Source organism: Clostridia bacterium (assembly GCA_026414765.1).
GTDB lineage: Bacteria > Bacillota > Clostridia > Acetivibrionales > DSM-27016 > SKW86.
Map to the genome: position 1 here is coordinate 34,426 of JAOAIJ010000033.1, position 15,529 is coordinate 49,954.

General features: G+C 36.2%; 16 protein-coding genes and 1 tRNA gene. 12 read left to right on the top strand and 5 right to left on the bottom strand.

The window, feature by feature from the left end; translation table 11 throughout:
* Positions 1–2 precede the first annotated feature (2 nt).
* From gmk to ppdK, 5 genes are all read left to right on the top strand, one after another.
* Complete coding sequence (gene gmk, locus N3I35_13040) at positions 3–623, top strand: guanylate kinase (protein ID MCX8131010.1); 621 nt, start codon at positions 3–5, stop codon at positions 621–623.
* Positions 624–697: 74 nt separating this feature from the next.
* The gene (gene rpoZ / locus N3I35_13045) at positions 698–904 is read left to right on the top strand and encodes a DNA-directed RNA polymerase subunit omega (GenBank protein MCX8131011.1); all 207 of its coding nucleotides are present in this window, start codon (positions 698–700) and stop codon (positions 902–904) included.
* Positions 905–1,101: 197 nt separating this feature from the next.
* Positions 1,102–2,301, top strand: coding sequence for a bifunctional phosphopantothenoylcysteine decarboxylase/phosphopantothenate--cysteine ligase CoaBC (gene coaBC, locus N3I35_13050; GenBank protein MCX8131012.1), 1,200 nt, complete (start codon positions 1,102–1,104; stop codon positions 2,299–2,301).
* A gap of 80 nt (positions 2,302–2,381) precedes the next feature.
* Positions 2,382–3,770, top strand: a complete 1,389-nt coding sequence (locus tag N3I35_13055) for a glycine--tRNA ligase (protein MCX8131013.1) — start codon at positions 2,382–2,384, stop codon at positions 3,768–3,770.
* Positions 3,771–4,281: 511 nt separating this feature from the next.
* The gene (gene ppdK / locus N3I35_13060; protein ID MCX8131014.1) at positions 4,282–6,924 is read left to right on the top strand and encodes a pyruvate, phosphate dikinase; all 2,643 of its coding nucleotides are present in this window, start codon (positions 4,282–4,284) and stop codon (positions 6,922–6,924) included.
* Between the two features lie 108 nt (positions 6,925–7,032).
* Here ppdK and N3I35_13065 read toward each other — a convergent pair whose 3' ends face one another.
* From N3I35_13065 to N3I35_13075, 3 genes are all read right to left on the bottom strand, one after another.
* Entirely contained in the window at positions 7,033–7,497 is a 465-nt protein-coding gene (locus tag N3I35_13065) for a M23 family metallopeptidase (GenBank protein ID MCX8131015.1), read from the bottom strand.
* Between the two features lie 576 nt (positions 7,498–8,073).
* Positions 8,074–8,946 (bottom strand): hypothetical protein, encoded by an 873-nt coding sequence (locus N3I35_13070; GenBank protein ID MCX8131016.1) that lies wholly within the window; start codon positions 8,944–8,946, stop codon positions 8,074–8,076.
* Positions 8,947–9,227: 281 nt separating this feature from the next.
* Positions 9,228–10,115 (bottom strand): WYL domain-containing protein, encoded by an 888-nt coding sequence (locus N3I35_13075; protein ID MCX8131017.1) that lies wholly within the window; start codon positions 10,113–10,115, stop codon positions 9,228–9,230.
* A gap of 265 nt (positions 10,116–10,380) precedes the next feature.
* On the opposite strand from N3I35_13075, the gene N3I35_13080 reads away from it, so the two are divergent.
* Entirely contained in the window at positions 10,381–10,899 is a 519-nt protein-coding gene (locus tag N3I35_13080) for an FMN-binding protein (protein MCX8131018.1), read from the top strand.
* Positions 10,900–11,004: 105 nt separating this feature from the next.
* On the opposite strand, the gene N3I35_13085 is transcribed toward N3I35_13080, so the two are convergent.
* Complete coding sequence (locus N3I35_13085) at positions 11,005–11,292, bottom strand: hypothetical protein (protein ID MCX8131019.1); 288 nt, start codon at positions 11,290–11,292, stop codon at positions 11,005–11,007.
* Between the two features lie 251 nt (positions 11,293–11,543).
* Here N3I35_13085 and N3I35_13090 point away from each other — a divergent pair.
* Positions 11,544–11,617: transfer RNA gene (locus tag N3I35_13090), tRNA-Gln, on the top strand.
* A 291-nt stretch (positions 11,618–11,908) separates the two neighbouring features.
* Here N3I35_13090 and N3I35_13095 read toward each other — a convergent pair.
* Entirely contained in the window at positions 11,909–12,961 is a 1,053-nt protein-coding gene (locus tag N3I35_13095) for a recombinase family protein (protein ID MCX8131020.1), read from the bottom strand.
* Positions 12,962–13,322: 361 nt separating this feature from the next.
* On the opposite strand from N3I35_13095, the gene N3I35_13100 reads away from it, so the two are divergent.
* The 5 genes from N3I35_13100 (at position 13,323) to N3I35_13120 (ending at position 15,242) form a co-directional block, all read left to right on the top strand.
* A complete protein-coding gene (locus N3I35_13100; protein ID MCX8131021.1) occupies positions 13,323–13,655 on the top strand; it encodes a hypothetical protein in 333 nt (110 codons plus the stop codon).
* 153 nt (positions 13,656–13,808) lie between these two features.
* On the top strand, positions 13,809–14,081 hold the full coding sequence (locus N3I35_13105; GenBank protein MCX8131022.1) for a hypothetical protein: 273 nt from the start codon (positions 13,809–13,811) through the stop codon (positions 14,079–14,081).
* 1 nt (position 14,082) lies between these two features.
* Positions 14,083–14,559, top strand: a complete 477-nt coding sequence (locus tag N3I35_13110) for a M15 family metallopeptidase (GenBank protein MCX8131023.1) — start codon at positions 14,083–14,085, stop codon at positions 14,557–14,559.
* Complete coding sequence (locus N3I35_13115; GenBank protein ID MCX8131024.1) at positions 14,556–14,873, top strand: hypothetical protein; 318 nt, start codon at positions 14,556–14,558, stop codon at positions 14,871–14,873. The genes N3I35_13110 and N3I35_13115 overlap by 4 nt, the downstream gene beginning before the upstream one ends.
* Positions 14,874–15,011: 138 nt before the next feature.
* Positions 15,012–15,242: a DNA adenine methylase gene (locus N3I35_13120; protein ID MCX8131025.1), complete on the top strand. Its 231-nt coding sequence runs from the start codon at positions 15,012–15,014 to the stop codon at positions 15,240–15,242.
* Positions 15,243–15,529: the final 287 nt, after the last annotated feature.

Genomic DNA, 15,529 nt, shown 5'->3' on the forward strand with positions numbered 1-15,529 from the left:
AAATGTGTCATGAGGGTTTGCTTGTTGTCTTTTGTGGCCCTTCAGGTGTAGGAAAGGGTTCTGTTCTTAAGATAGCTAAGGAAGGAAATGCCAATATCAAATACTCGGTTTCCGCTACTACAAGGAATCCCAGGCAAGGTGAAACAGATGGGGAAAGCTATTATTTCAAGACAATACCTGAGTTTAAAGAGATGATAGCAAATGATGAACTGGTTGAATGGGTCGAATACTGCGGCAATTTCTATGGTACTCCTAAAAAGTGTATTGATGATGCTTTGAGGGAAGGATACAATATTATTTTAGAAATTGAAGTGGAAGGGGCTGTAAATATTAAAAACAAATACCCTGACGCAGTTACTGTTTTTGTTTTACCACCGTCTTTTGAAGAACTTCAGAAGCGTCTTGAAGGAAGAGGGACAGAAAAGCCCGATGTAATAGAAAAACGGCTTTGCAGAGCAAAGGAAGAAATGTCTTTTATCAATAAGTTTGACTATATAATAATTAATGATGATATTAACAATGCGGTAAGTGACTTTAACAATATATTGGCAGCAGAAAAGCTGCGGTATAAGAGGAATACGGATATTTTATCACGGATAGGGGTTATAAATGACCCAAAGTGAACTTACTGACTTTAGACTATCTATGTTATTAAACTGATATTAAATATATTTCTATTAACAGGAGGTTTACGCGAATGATTGATCCGTCAATTGGTTCATTGATGAATAAGGTTGACAGCAGGTATACCTTGGTTGTAGCAGCAGCAAAAAGAGCACGTCAGCTAGCTGATGGCGCACACAAACTTACAAAATGCAACTCTGAAAAAGCTGTTACAATAGCTATAAATGAGATCAATGAAGACAAGATTACTTATGTACGTACAAAGAGTGGCATAAAATAATTAACTACTATTTGAAAATTTTAAATGGACAATTATTTACGGTATAATCAGACCTATACAGTGAGATTATCTGGTTACATGTATCTGAACGCAAATATTTTTATCGGTCCTAAAATCATAGTGGGCAATAGACGATTTGCTTATTAATTGTCGATTGTCCATTATTAATTATCAAGCGATGGATTGGGGGTGGAGAATTGCTAAAGGGTAAAACTGTAGTGATCGGTGTGTGTGGAGGTATTGCCGCCTATAAGGTTGTAGAAGTGGTCAGCCGGCTGCGCAGGGAGAATGCAGAAGTTCATGTTATTATGACGGAAAATGCTGCAAAGTTTGTAACACCTTTGACTTTTCAATCACTGTCACATAACCTGGTAATTACCGATATGTTTGATGAACCAAAGAAGTGGGATGTCGAACATATTTCGCTTGCAAGAAAAGCAGATATGTTTGTTGTTGCACCAGCAACGGCAAATATCATCGGTAAGGTTGCAAATGGTATAGCCGACGATATGCTGACTACTACCATTATGGCTACCAGGGCTCCTGTACTTTTTGTACCGGCCATGAACAGTGCAATGTATGAAAATCCTATTGTGCAAAGCAATATTTCTAAACTTGCATCATACGGATATTTATTTATGGAGCCTGGCACAGGGGTGATGGCAGCGGAGGGTGAATACGGAAAGGGTAGATTACCTGAGCCTGAAGCAATTGTAGCGTGGATAGAAAAGATATTGAATCCTGAAAGGGATTTGGAGGGTAAAAGGATACTTATTACTGCCGGACCTACCAGGGAAGCGATTGATCCTGTAAGATTCATTTCTAATCACTCCTCGGGGAAAATGGGATATGCAATGGCAGAAGCTGCGGTAAAAAGGGGTGCTGAAGTAATATTGGTTTCGGGGCCTGTAAATATAAAAAAACCTGATAATCTGAAATTTATTGATGTTATTAGTGCAGAAGAAATGTATGATGCTGTTATGAAAAATTACGAACAGTGCCAGGCGATGATAATGGTTGCAGCAGTTGCAGATTACAAATGTGCTCAGATTTCCGATAAGAAAATCAAAAAGAAAAGTGATCAAATGACTATAGAACTTAAAAGGAATCATGATATCACTAAGGAATTGGGTAAAATAAAGGGTAATAGAATACTTGTGGGTACATGCGCAGAAACTAATGACTTAATTGAGAACGCAAAGTCCAAATTGAAGTCGAAGAATTTGGATATGATAATGGCAAATGACGTGACTCTTGAAGGCGCAGGCTTTGGAGTGGATACAAATATAGTAAAGATATTATTGAAAAGCGGTGAAATAAAAGAACTGCCTTTAATGAGTAAATTAGAGGTTGCAGAGGAAGTTTTGGATGAGATAGTCCATATGTTCAATTCATAATATTTTTCGGGCTGGTGTAATAAGCTAAACGAATTCTCAAATTATTTAGTATTAACATATATCTTAAGGAGGAATATATAATGGCTGTAGAAAAAACTATGGAAAAGATAGTTGCATTAGCAAAAAATAGAGGTTTTGTATATCCCGGTTCAGATATCTACGGTGGTCTTGCAAATGCATGGGATTACGGCCCGTTGGGTGTAGAGCTCAAAAATAATGTAAAAAAGGCATGGTGGAAAAAATTCGTACAGGAAAGCCCCTACAATGTAGGTGTAGACTGTGCGATACTTATGAACCCTCAGGTTTGGGTAGCTTCAGGACACGTTGGAGGTTTCAGTGATCCTTTGATAGACTGCAAGGATTGTAAAACACGTCACAGAGCTGACAAGCTTATTGAAGAGTGGAATAAGGAAAATGGTATTGATGTGGCTGTTGACGGCTGGACCAATGACCAGTTGATCGGATATATAAAAGAAAAAGGTGTGAAATGTCCGGATTGTGGCTCAATTAATTTTACTGATATAAGAAAATTCAATCTTATGTTCAAAACCTTTCAGGGAGTTACGGAGGATTCAAAAGCTGAAATCTTCTTAAGGCCTGAAACTGCACAGGGTATATTTGTGAACTTTAAGAATGTACAACGTACTACAAGAAAAAAGATACCTTTTGGTATCGGCCAGATAGGTAAGTCTTTTAGAAATGAAATTACTCCAGGTAATTTTACATTCAGGACACGTGAGTTTGAGCAAATGGAATTGGAATTCTTCTGTGAGCCCGGTAAGGATCTTGAATGGTTTTCGTACTGGAAGGACTATTGCTATAACTGGCTATTAAATCTGGGTATGAAGGCTGAAAGCCTTAAGTTGCGTGACCACAGTCCCGAGGAATTATCTCACTATAGTAATGCTACTACTGATATTGAATTTAAGTTCCCATTTGGGTGGGGTGAACTTTGGGGCATTGCCGATAGGACCGATTTTGATCTTAAGCAGCATATGGAGCATTCAAAAGATGATCTTTCATATTTTGATCCTACAACCAACGAAAAATATGTTCCATATTGTATAGAACCATCACTTGGGGCTGACAGAGTTGCGCTTGCATTCCTCTGTGACGCTTATGATGAAGAAGAAGTTACTGAAGGGGATATCAGAACAGTGATGAGATTCCACCCTGTAATTGCTCCTGTGAAGGTAGCAATACTGCCTCTTTCAAAGAAGCTTGGTGACGATGCGTACAAAGTATACGAAATGCTTTCCAAGAAGTATGTGTGCGAATATGATGAAACAGGAAGCATAGGTAAAAGATACAGGAGGCAGGACGAGATAGGCACGCCGTTTTGTATTACCTTTGATTTCGATTCGCTAAATGACCGCAGTGTAACTATCAGAGAGCGGGATTCCATGCAGCAGGTAAGAATGGGAATAGATGAGCTCGACAAATATCTGGAAGAAAAATTCACTTTTTAGTTCTAAATAATATGAATTTGTATATTATAAAGGCGGGGATAATATCCCCGCCTTTTGAGTTGTTGGCAAAGAAATAACCGGAATAGAGCTATTTGTTTCATGCAGGTATAAAAAATTCAGAGTTTGGCTATTTTATTATTAGATACCATAGGAGATTGATATAAAATTAACATAAAATTTTACAAAAAATTAATGAAATATTTTGGTAATATGATATAATATTGTGCTGTAATGAATTAATAACATTTACCATATTTTTAGAAATATATGTTCAAAACATGCAACTTTCAATATAAAATTCTTAAAGCACAAATCTAAACAATAGAGTTAGTAATTTTCCTGTGGTGTATTGCCCGGAAACCAGATTAGGTTTCACACATGTTGATTAAGTGCTGAAACAGCAATGTTTCATAAGCATATAAAGATTGGAGACTCTGGATATTACACAAGGTTTTGGAGTTTCTTATCTGCAACTAGTCCCACTATATAAAATACATAGGAGGTTTACTTAATGGCAAAGTATGTTTATCTATTCAGTGAAGGTAATGCTTCAATGAAAAATCTACTAGGGGGTAAAGGTGCCAATCTGGCTGAAATGACAGGCTTGGGGCTTCCGGTTCCTAGAGGTTTTACTGTTACTACTGAAGCATGTACAAAGTATTATAAAGATGGGAAAGTTATTGCGAAGGAAATCGAAGAAGAAATCTATTCGATGATGGCAAAAACAGAAGAAATAGTTGGAAAGAAATTTGGAGATCCCAATAACCCCTTTCTTGTTTCCGTACGTTCCGGTGCAAGAGCTTCAATGCCTGGTATGATGGATACAATATTAAACCTCGGACTAAATGATATCGTTGTAGAGGGTTTGGCAAAGCTTACTAATAATGAAAGATTTGCATATGATAGCTACAGAAGATTCATACAGATGTTCAGTGACGTTGTTATGGAAGTTGACAAGCCTAAATTTGAAAAAATTCTCGAAGCGGTAAAAGAAGAAAATAACGCTCACTTTGACACAGATCTGACTGCCGATAACTTGAAGGAGGTTGTCAGAAGATATAAGGAATTGTTCAAAAAAGAAAAAGGTTTTGAATTTCCACAGGAGCCTAAAGCTCAGTTAATGGAAGCTGTAAAGGCAGTATTCCGTTCATGGGATAACCCAAGAGCTATAATATACAGAAGATTGAATGATATTCCAGGAGACTGGGGTACTGCTGTTAACGTTCAGGAAATGGTATATGGCAATATGGGTAATGATTCAGGAACTGGCGTTGCATTTACAAGAAACCCATCAACAGGAGAAAACAAACTATACGGTGAATTCCTGATGAACGCACAGGGGGAAGATGTTGTTGCCGGTATCAGAACACCACAGTCAATAGACCAGTTAAAGGAAATAAATCCCGAAGCATACAATCAGTTTACAAATATTGCTCAAACTCTTGAAAAGCACTACAGAGATATGCAGGACATGGAGTTTACCATAGAAAAAGGAAAGTTATTCATGCTCCAAACCAGAAATGGTAAGAGAACAGCTGCCGCGGCACTAAAAATAGCTGTTGACCTTGTAAGTGAAGGGATGGTTACCAAGGAAGAAGCTATAATGAAGGTTGATCCGAAACAGTTGGATGCACTTTTACATCCTAATTTTGAACCCAAAGCATTAAAAGCAGCTTCTCCTATCGCGAAAGGGTTACCGGCATCGCCGGGAGCAGCCACAGGCAAGATTTATTTTGAAGCAGATGATGCGGTAGAAGCTTCAAAGGGCGGAGAAAAGAATGTAATACTTGTTAGGCTGGAAACTTCACCTGAAGATATTGAAGGTATGCACGTAGCTCAAGGTATACTTACAGGTCGTGGCGGTATGACTTCACATGCTGCTGTTGTTGCACGCGGAATGGGTACATGTTGTGTTGCAGGTTGCAGCGAAGTTAAGATAAATGAAGAAGAAAAATATTTTATTGATAAAAACGGAAAGAAATATGTTGAAGGAGATTGGATTTCTCTCGATGGATCGACAGGAAATGTTTACGGTAACCAATTACCTACAGTTCAGCCTGAAATGACAGGTGATTTCGCAGTACTGATGGGGTGGGCGGACGAAATCAGAACATTAAAGGTCAGAACAAATGCTGATACTCCTGCTGATGCTGCTCAGGCAATGAAATTTGGTGCAGAAGGTATAGGCCTGTGCCGTACTGAGCATATGTTCTTTGAATCTGACAGATTACCTGCAATGAGGGAAATGATAGTTTCAAGAACTGAAGAACAGAGAAGGAAAGCTCTTGACAAGCTGCTTCCAATGCAAAGAGGCGACTTTGAAGGATTGTTCAAGGAAATGAAGGGTTATCCTGTAACAATCAGATTCCTTGATCCACCGCTTCATGAATTCCTTCCGCAAGAAGATGAAGATATAGCTTCGCTTGCAAAAGAAATGGGTATGACCTTTGATGAACTAAAAGGAATAGTTGCAGATCTTCATGAATTTAACCCAATGATGGGGCATAGAGGCTGCCGTCTTGCAGTTACTTACCCTGAAATTGCTGAAATGCAGACCAGAGCTGTTATAGAAGCGGCTATAAACGTAAATAAAGCAGGAATGAATGTTATTCCTGAAATAATGATTCCATTAGTAGGAGAAATAAAAGAACTAAAATATGTTAAAGATGTAGTAGTCAAAACTGCAGATGAAGTTATAGCAAAAGCTGGGGTCAAGCTTGAGTACAAAGTCGGTACAATGATTGAAATACCAAGAGCTGCTTTGACTGCTGATGAAATAGCAAAAGAAGCGGAATTTTTCTCCTTTGGTACAAACGACCTTACTCAGATGACTTTTGGTTTCAGCCGTGACGATGCAGGCAAATTCCTTGAAGAGTATTACAACAAGAAGATTTACGAATCTGATCCATTTGCAAGACTTGACCAGACAGGCGTAGGAAAACTTGTTCAGATGTCAGCTGATCTTGGCAGAAAAACAAGACCTGATATCAAACTCGGTATATGTGGAGAACATGGGGGAGATCCTTCATCTGTTGAATTCTGCCATAAGGTAGGATTAAACTATGTATCCTGTTCACCTTTCCGTGTGCCTATAGCAAGACTGGCTGCAGCGCAGGCTGCTGTGAGAAAAGAAGGGGATTTGGGACAGAAATAATTCTATAGCAAAAGAGCAGGGTGAAATTATCACCTTGCTTTTTTTTTGCTTTTCTTACTAATACTGCAAATATGTTAAGCTGACTGTATTTCAATTTACTCAGACTGGCTACCGTATGTATATACTATGTCTTACAGGAAATTTTCTATCGAAAAGAATCGGAACGCTTGTGCCATGTAACCAATCTTCTTTAGAGGCTTGTATATGCAGGTGTGGTGTACTGGAATGACCTGAATTGCCAACTTGTCCGATTAACTGCCCCTCCTTGACCTGTTCACCGACTTTGACAGTGATACTGTTTTGTTTTAAGTGCCACATCATAACATAGATATTATTATGCTTAATAACTATTCCATTGCCTGTATCACTATAATGTTTTTTTGTAGATGCAGGCATGTCCTTGTACCCGTCATCTACATGGTATACTTCTCCACTACATGGACTATAGACTTTTTCACCGAATATACTATACTCATCCAAGTTTTCTGGTATAAAATGTTTGTTTTTCAGACGTAATGAATTAATTGAAAACCCAAACTTATTTAGCTTTACAATATCATTAGCGTACCTCATGGAGCCGTTATATCTCCAGAAAATATTCGCCGCATCTAGGTAATGATAATTCATGATGGAACTTTTTTCTCCATCACCTCCTTGGTTTATAAGATATATACCATTTTTAAAAGGAAATACAAGTTTTATAGCTTCTCCTTGATAAAAACAAGCCCTATATGCATTTATGTTTAGATATAAACACACGAGAATTGAAACTGTTCCAAGAAAATACCCGATCCATCCGATTAGCTTCTTTTGGTTGAAGAAGGTAAGCTCTTTTGTTTTTATTAATGAGATAATCATTGAGATAAGAAAGAGAATAATCAGAAAGTAATTGGTATAATATCCAACAGAAATATCACTTGCTGCTGCATAATGAAGTACGAGAACATAACTGCCGGTTACTGATACTTTTATAAACCAATCGAGTTTGCACTTGTTTTTAGATATTAATATCCATAATATTAGTATGAAAGGAATAATTAAGTATTGTATAAAATAGGGTATTATACCGAAAATATCCAATAGATAACTGATTAGTTCTGTAAACATAGAAAATCCTCCTGTTTTATACTTTGGTTAATAGGAAAGCATTTAGAGATCCTTCAATCTTTCCGGGTTTATATGAACATTGTTAAGAGTTTCTTTCAGAAATAATTTTAACTCATTAATTCCTGCTTTTTCGGTTTCTCTAGCCTGCTTAAAATATTCAACTAATTGTGGAATATACTTTTTGTCTTTATCGAACATCATAGAAAGTGGAAGTTTCAAGATATTTTGATATATTTCCTTCAATTTCAGATATTTATTTGCTGCACCACTTATCTCGGGAAGTTCTTTTATGACTTCGGATAAATACTCATAGATTTCGCATTTGGACATACTATATAAAGGCAGTATATAATATGCACCTGCTTCGTTTAAATCCTGATTTTCTAAAGCACTTATCAGATACTCATATGCCATTCTACCCGAACCATATGAACTGTCAAGCTTATATTGGTTTTCCCATTCTTGTACTGCTATAAGCAAAGAGTCTCTGTATATATCTCGGATGTCCTTATCAATTTTTTTGCCAAAGATTTGATAATACCAGCTTCCCTCAGTAATAATTCCAAAATTCTTATATAGCATAATATTATCTTCTACATCCCCAGGATTCTTAAAGTAGAATACCTGATCTCTATCATCATAACCATATATAACTCCGAACTGGGAACTGGACATTCCCCATGCTATCACTCCGAACCCATTGTCAATTGATGTCCTTATTTTTTCTATAGCAGCGTCCTGATAAAGAACAAATGCCGGGTTATTAAGCTTTCCCTCGTAGTACTCTGAATATATGCCTAAAGTATTTACATGTTTCCAGTTCTCCCAACCCCAATTATATGCATCCACTGAACTTGGAAGTAAACGCTTGTGTATAACAAACCTAAATGCAAGCCCAGTCTTTCCGGAAAGCATATATTTAGGACCTTCAAATAGTTTGGAAGATGTAAGCACGGCATGAAGACAGTCAATGTAAGACTTAGAGTTTTTAGTAATATTGAACGATTTCAGTATTTTCAGAATGATACCTCCAATTCATTCAAACACCGATCAATGTCATTTTCCTTAATTGGCTGGGTAAATGCGCAAAGCATCTCTAAATGCTTGAATATTTTTTATTATAAAATAATTATAAAATCAGTGATATGACATAAAGTGTCATACCACTGATTTAGCAGGATATCAGCTAAAATTTATTAAAGCTTATCCAACACTCTGTTGCAATGATTTTTCAGCTTCTCGATCAACCAATTGGGAGAATGTATTTTTGTCCAATGACTATCCGACAATAACAGGAGAATAAACTCTTGGACATCAGAGAATTCTATATCATAAATATGATCTGTAATATGTTTAATATCTACATATTTACTAAGGAAACTTTCGGGATTATTGTCAAACTCAATCCGGGCAACATAGCACTCAAGGCAGTATTCTGAGGTGTATTTTCTTGTACTGAATTTAGGGTCTTTTTTATAGTGTTCACCGCATTTTGACTTAATAGATTTAATTCTATCCAATCTGTAAACAGCTTCATCCATATTTTCTTCACAAAACGCAGCCAGGTAATCCATGTTATACTTACGAAAAATTTTATATGGATGTACGGTTAGTTGTAGATTCCCTTTTAGTGGATCCGCATACAGAAATCCCAGTTTCATATTTTGTGCTATTGCAGTTAAGATGACATTAATAGTTTCAATCTTATGCTTATCAATATCGAATACCGGTGCATTAACCTCTGCTTTATGTTGTCCTGTGAGTTTACTAAACAATTTTGATATATGAAGTGTATTGGGAGTATCGTCATAGTTGCTGTATTTATAGGCTAAATAGTATAGGATGTTCTTCTCTTCTTCGGTAATATATATATTGGGTAAGACAAATGCTTCATCTTCATATTCAAAACCACGCATTTTGGCAACATATCTTAGAGGTGCATTTAGTGAATTTTTTAAATATTCAATGTCTCTCGCTGCTTGGCGGACAGAGATTTCAAATTTGTTTGAAATCTGAATGCTATTAGGATATTTTTTCCCTCTAACTTCCTGATCAAACCATATGATTCTGTGTATATTACTCATATTATCGTTCCTCTTGGTAAAAATCCGGGATGACATATATGTAATGAATGCCTTAACATAATAATATAAAATTTACCTGCGAACATCAATAAATTTTACTACTTTAAACTGAAGATGCAAAGATATATAAAGACTTCAAAGTGGTGGATTTTATTATTTCTATACCAGAAATAATTACACCTAAAAACCAAAAAAAATCTACTATAAAGATTAATTAACTTGTGATAGTATGTGTATGATATTATGCAAGAGAGGTGTGTTTTATATGAATAAAAAGCTATTTTTAATTCCTTTGATTATACTTATGTGTCTGCTAATAATAAGTGGATGCACGAATAACACTGAAACAAGCACTAATGGGGAAAAAACCGCGGCAGAAACGAGTACCGGAAAGTATATTGACGGAGTCTATGAGGGGAAGTCAGAACTTACAGCAGAGCTATACTACGGCAAAGCGAAGATAACAATTGAAAATGGTAGTATTAAAGATATAGATTTCAAAATTTATGACCAGGGAACATTCAAGAAATTTCTTACAGGCGATAAGATAAAAGGCGTGGAAGAGATGCTGCTGGATGAGACATACAGCAAAGAGGTTTATGCTAATATACAGGTATACCAGGAGCAGTGTACCAATGAATTTGCCGGTATAAAGAAATATAAGGAAAAACTGATAAGTGAACAGAATATTGATAAAGTAGACGTTATTTCGGGAGCTACATGGTCAAATCAGCTGTTCAAGGAAACAGTTGAGAATACTCTCCAAAAGGCTGTTAAGAAATAAAGCAACAGGTAATTTTAAACAAAAATATGTAGGTATAAGCCCCTTTAGAAAGAATTCCTTCTGAAGGGGCTGTTCTTATGCCGGTAAAATTGATAGGTTGTCTACTTACGGGCATTCTGTGCCTGGGTTTTTAGTGAAGCTTTTACCTTCCTTTATCCTGGAACTTATAGAACCTTTTTCGATAATCTGGTTTATAATAAAACTCCTTATTGCGGGAATTTCTTCATCCAGACTGAAGTACATCTTAATGTTTCCCAATTTGACGGTATTTTCTATATCTACAATATCAACACTTAGTGAACGTGTATCGTCAGAAAGGACAAAAGAGCCTCCAAAATTATATTCATCCTCTGTTATAGTCAGGTTTGAAACAAGTAATTTTGAGACTTGCATTGATATTCCCCCTTTACGTTGTATAAATAGTATATTTGTTATATTTTTGACTAGAACATTAAATTTAGCTAATACCAGAGATATATGCATATTGAGGATAAGACTGAAATCCTTTTCTGCTTATGTATATTAACGTAGAAATTTGAGCATTATAAAATACTAGATAAACAAAGCATAAAAGAAAAAATTTACTGAACAAAACTATTGCAATAAATATAAAAGGATGCTATAATAACTTTTGTCAAAAACGTTGTGGGATTGTGTAAGGGTAGCACAAATGACTCTGACTCATTTTGTCTGGGTTCGAATCCTAGTCCCACAGCCATCAATATCCAATACAAAATTGACCTTTGCCTTATCCGGGTAGAGGTCAATTTTTTTTATATACCTCTGCACTATGCGTTTCTGATTTTCTTCATCCTTTGCAGAAGGATACGTATCTTTTTCAATATATTTTTTAACCATAGCACGGTTAATGGAATTTTTTGATTTATTGAGCTCTGCATCAACAAGAGCAATTTTTATTTCTGATTTTCTTGCTTCCAGTATATCCAGTTTTTCCTTCATACTCTGATGGAACATTCCTTGAGCAATAGCATTTAGCATGTTGTCGATTTTAGCTTTGCACTTCCTTCATTTCCTTTGCTAGGGTTTCAACATGTAAAAAAACTTCCTTCAGGTTATTTTCTGCATACTCTAAAACCATTTCAGTCAACATGTCTATAGATTCATTAGATAGTATTTCCTTCTCAAGTTTCTCAAGCACCTGCGCTTCTATCTTTTCCTTAGTAATACTTTTCGCCTTGCAATCATGCTTTCTCTTCCGGCCGCCGCATTCATAGCTGGCATATACCTTATCAGCTCTTGTCCTACGATTTCCTACCATAGCAGAGCCGCATTCACCACAGAATAGGAGTCCGGTGAGAAGATAGTTGACTTTAGCTTTATTTTTAGCTTTTTGTGATGCTTGTACCTTCATACGCAGCTTCACCCTTTCAAAAGTTTTATTATCAATAATTGCCGGGATGCCACCAGGTATCCTGATGACTTCAGCCTCATCCTTTAGTTTCCTTTTTGACTTTTTGACTGCCTTGTTAAAAACGTATACACCAGTATACCTTTCATTTGTCAGAATATCATGTAGACAGTTTTTTGAAAATAATTTCCCGATGTGTGTACGGTACCCGTCTGAGTTAAGTCTATTGCACAGATCTTGATAACTATATCCATCTGCATACATATTAAATATCTTTTGAACGATTATTGCTTCTAAAGGATTAATTTCATACCTACCTTCATCAGTTATGCTATAGCCTAAAGGCCATCTGCCGCCGTTAAATTTACATTGATGAGCATTTTCCTTAAGCCCCTTCATCGTTTCTCTGGCAAGATTAGCACTATAATACTCAGCCATACCTTCAACTAATGATTCCAAAAGGATAGATTCAGGGCTGTCATCAAACCTCTCAAGGACTGATATAAACTTTATACCATTGTCCTTTAGCTTTTTCTTGTATATTGCACTGTCATACCTATTTCTAGCAAAGCGATCCTGCTTATGTACATTAACAACATTAAATGTCCTCTTGATGCTGTCCTCGATCATCCTTTGGAATTGTTCTCGATTATCACTGGTACCGGACCTGGTTTCATCAGAATGGAACCTTATACAAGAAGATTCAACTATTGAACATTAATGAGAATGGCCAGTACACAAAGGTTTCAATTGTTGATTACTTAGGTGACGGGATAACAGAAAAGTCGACTATTGTAACAGATATTCCTCTAGGCGAGAATCAGTAATAGATTTTTTTGTAGCGCTGCTATACAGGTAGTTCTTTTTGATTTTGCCCTTCTCTATAATGACTGAGTAGCAAGACTATCTGGTCTTATTGATTCCAGCATATATATTAGACTTATACTGGGGAATTTAAATTCTTCATTTGCTTTTATGGGTATAAATGGTAGAATATGCTTATAAGTACATACGTAGTATTGTATACTTAACTGGACTAATAAGGAGAAATGGGATGAAAAAAATTGTAAGTTTTGGAAACTTAAATCTAAATGAGTTGATTAGCAGGCTGTTTTGGTGTGGAAATATTCCTATAGCTATATGTTCATATATTTTTATGAAGCACTTTTTACCAATTAATACGGTTGATAAAACTATGATACAGTCAAATAATGAATATTCATATGCCTCACAATACCTTATATTAGAAGCTAACCCTAAAGCAGCTATGTTTTTACTAATAATTTGTTTTGTTTCATCTGTAGTCATTTGGAAAGTAATATGTGAGATTATATATATTATAGTAATGTATTACAAAAGCAACACAAAACATAGCATTAATGAATAGAATAATTTAGTTCTTAATATTAGTACATTTGATGATTAATCCTTTCAAATGTACTTTTTTTTGGTTGCACATTGGAATTATTGTGTGTAACATGGGCTTCCTTGAATGGTGGCTCTTTTTATATACCTATCTACTAAAGAGGGGGCAAATGAGATGGAAAACGTACTCGAAAAGGTGTGTGATGAAAAGCATAAGTCAATAAATGACCGGGATAAGGTAGTCGATACCAGGCTGAACAGTCACTCAGGCAGACTTGATTCTGTTGAGGATGCTGTGGTAAAACTTACTGCCATGGTTGAAGAAATCCGGAAGAAGTATTTTTTTGATAAAATCCTAATATTGTGCGTATTTATAATGGTTATTGTGGTTGCATCCATAGAATTAGGTCCTGAATTGACTGGAAAAATGATAGGGGGAATGAAGTAGTATGACAAGGGACTTAAACAAGCTGCATCCGTATGTAAAATACCTGTGCGAAAGGCTTATTACGGAGTGTAAGAAGCAAGGGATTTCTATAGTTGTTACCGGTACGCTAAGGACCAAAGAGGAGCAGGATGCACTATATGCCCAGGGAAGGACCAAGCCAGGGCCGAGAGTGACTAATGCAAAAGGAGGACAGTCTATACATAATTTTGGATTGGCGTTTGACATTGCTGTTCTGAACAAAGATGGAAAAACCATAAACTGGTCAAGTGCTGCCGACACCGACAAGGATGGTAAGAAGGATTATTATGAAGTTGGAGCGATAGGGAAGTCTATAGGTCTTACCTGGGGAGGAGATTTTAGGACAATTAAGGATTTACTACATTTTGAGTGGAATGGTGGACTAACACTTAAGGATCTTCAGGCTGGAAAGGTTCCTGCTAATCCATTACTAAATAAGAAAGGATCTGGTGAAAAATGATGGTGATAATATCAATATTGTGGGAATGGCGGTTTGTCATAACAGTGGCAGCCGCCTTTGTTTTGTTCTGCCTCTTGGAGTGGCAGAAGGCAAAAACAGTTTTGTATGCACTTATGCTGCAGGCAAAAAGGCTGGCCAAGGATGCGGTTTTGAATTCTGGTAAACAGCAGGAGGAATGGGTTATGGAGAAGGCTTGCCAGTTTATACCGGGTATAAAGTTTGTTCCTGAATCCTGGCTCCGACAGGGTATATATTTGCTATTCCACAAGGCAAAGGATTATTTGGATAACGGGAAAATAGATAATTCAATTTAGTTGGCTGTACGATCAAAAGTTTTCGTAGTTAGTTTTGTTGATAATTCACTGCTTATATTTTGTTATTAGGTTTCCTCTGTAATTATTGAGAATAAAGATTATGAGAATTTACTAAAAATTTATGACAAGCCAAAATCGATTTCTTTTCTTGATCCGCCCTACTATGGTACAGAAAAATATTATCAAGCACTTTTTACTAAAAATGATCATATTAATTTAAGAAATGTTTTAGGAAGAATTAGTGGCAAATTTATACTTACCTATAATGACTGTGAGTATATAAGAGAGCTATACTGGAATTTCAAGACGGAGGAGATACAGAGAAATCACAACCTCGTAAATAGGCATGAATACAAGAGAAAAATATAGGGAGCTAATTATAAGAATTTATTGAGGCTTCGCCCCTGGTTCCGGTCAGGGGTAAGTTTCTATAGTAAAACAAAAAGCCTCAATCTTGAGGCTTTTATCCATTTTATATTTATTTAGGATACTATTTTCAATTTGGGTAACTAAATAGAGACTGTAGGAAATTACGTGTAAAAACGTAAATTCCTACAGTCTCTTTGTTTGGGTAATGAAGAACCTGTAGGATTTATGGCAACTATTAATAATAGATCTTACAGGAGGAATAACAAGTATGAATGAACCGGCAATCA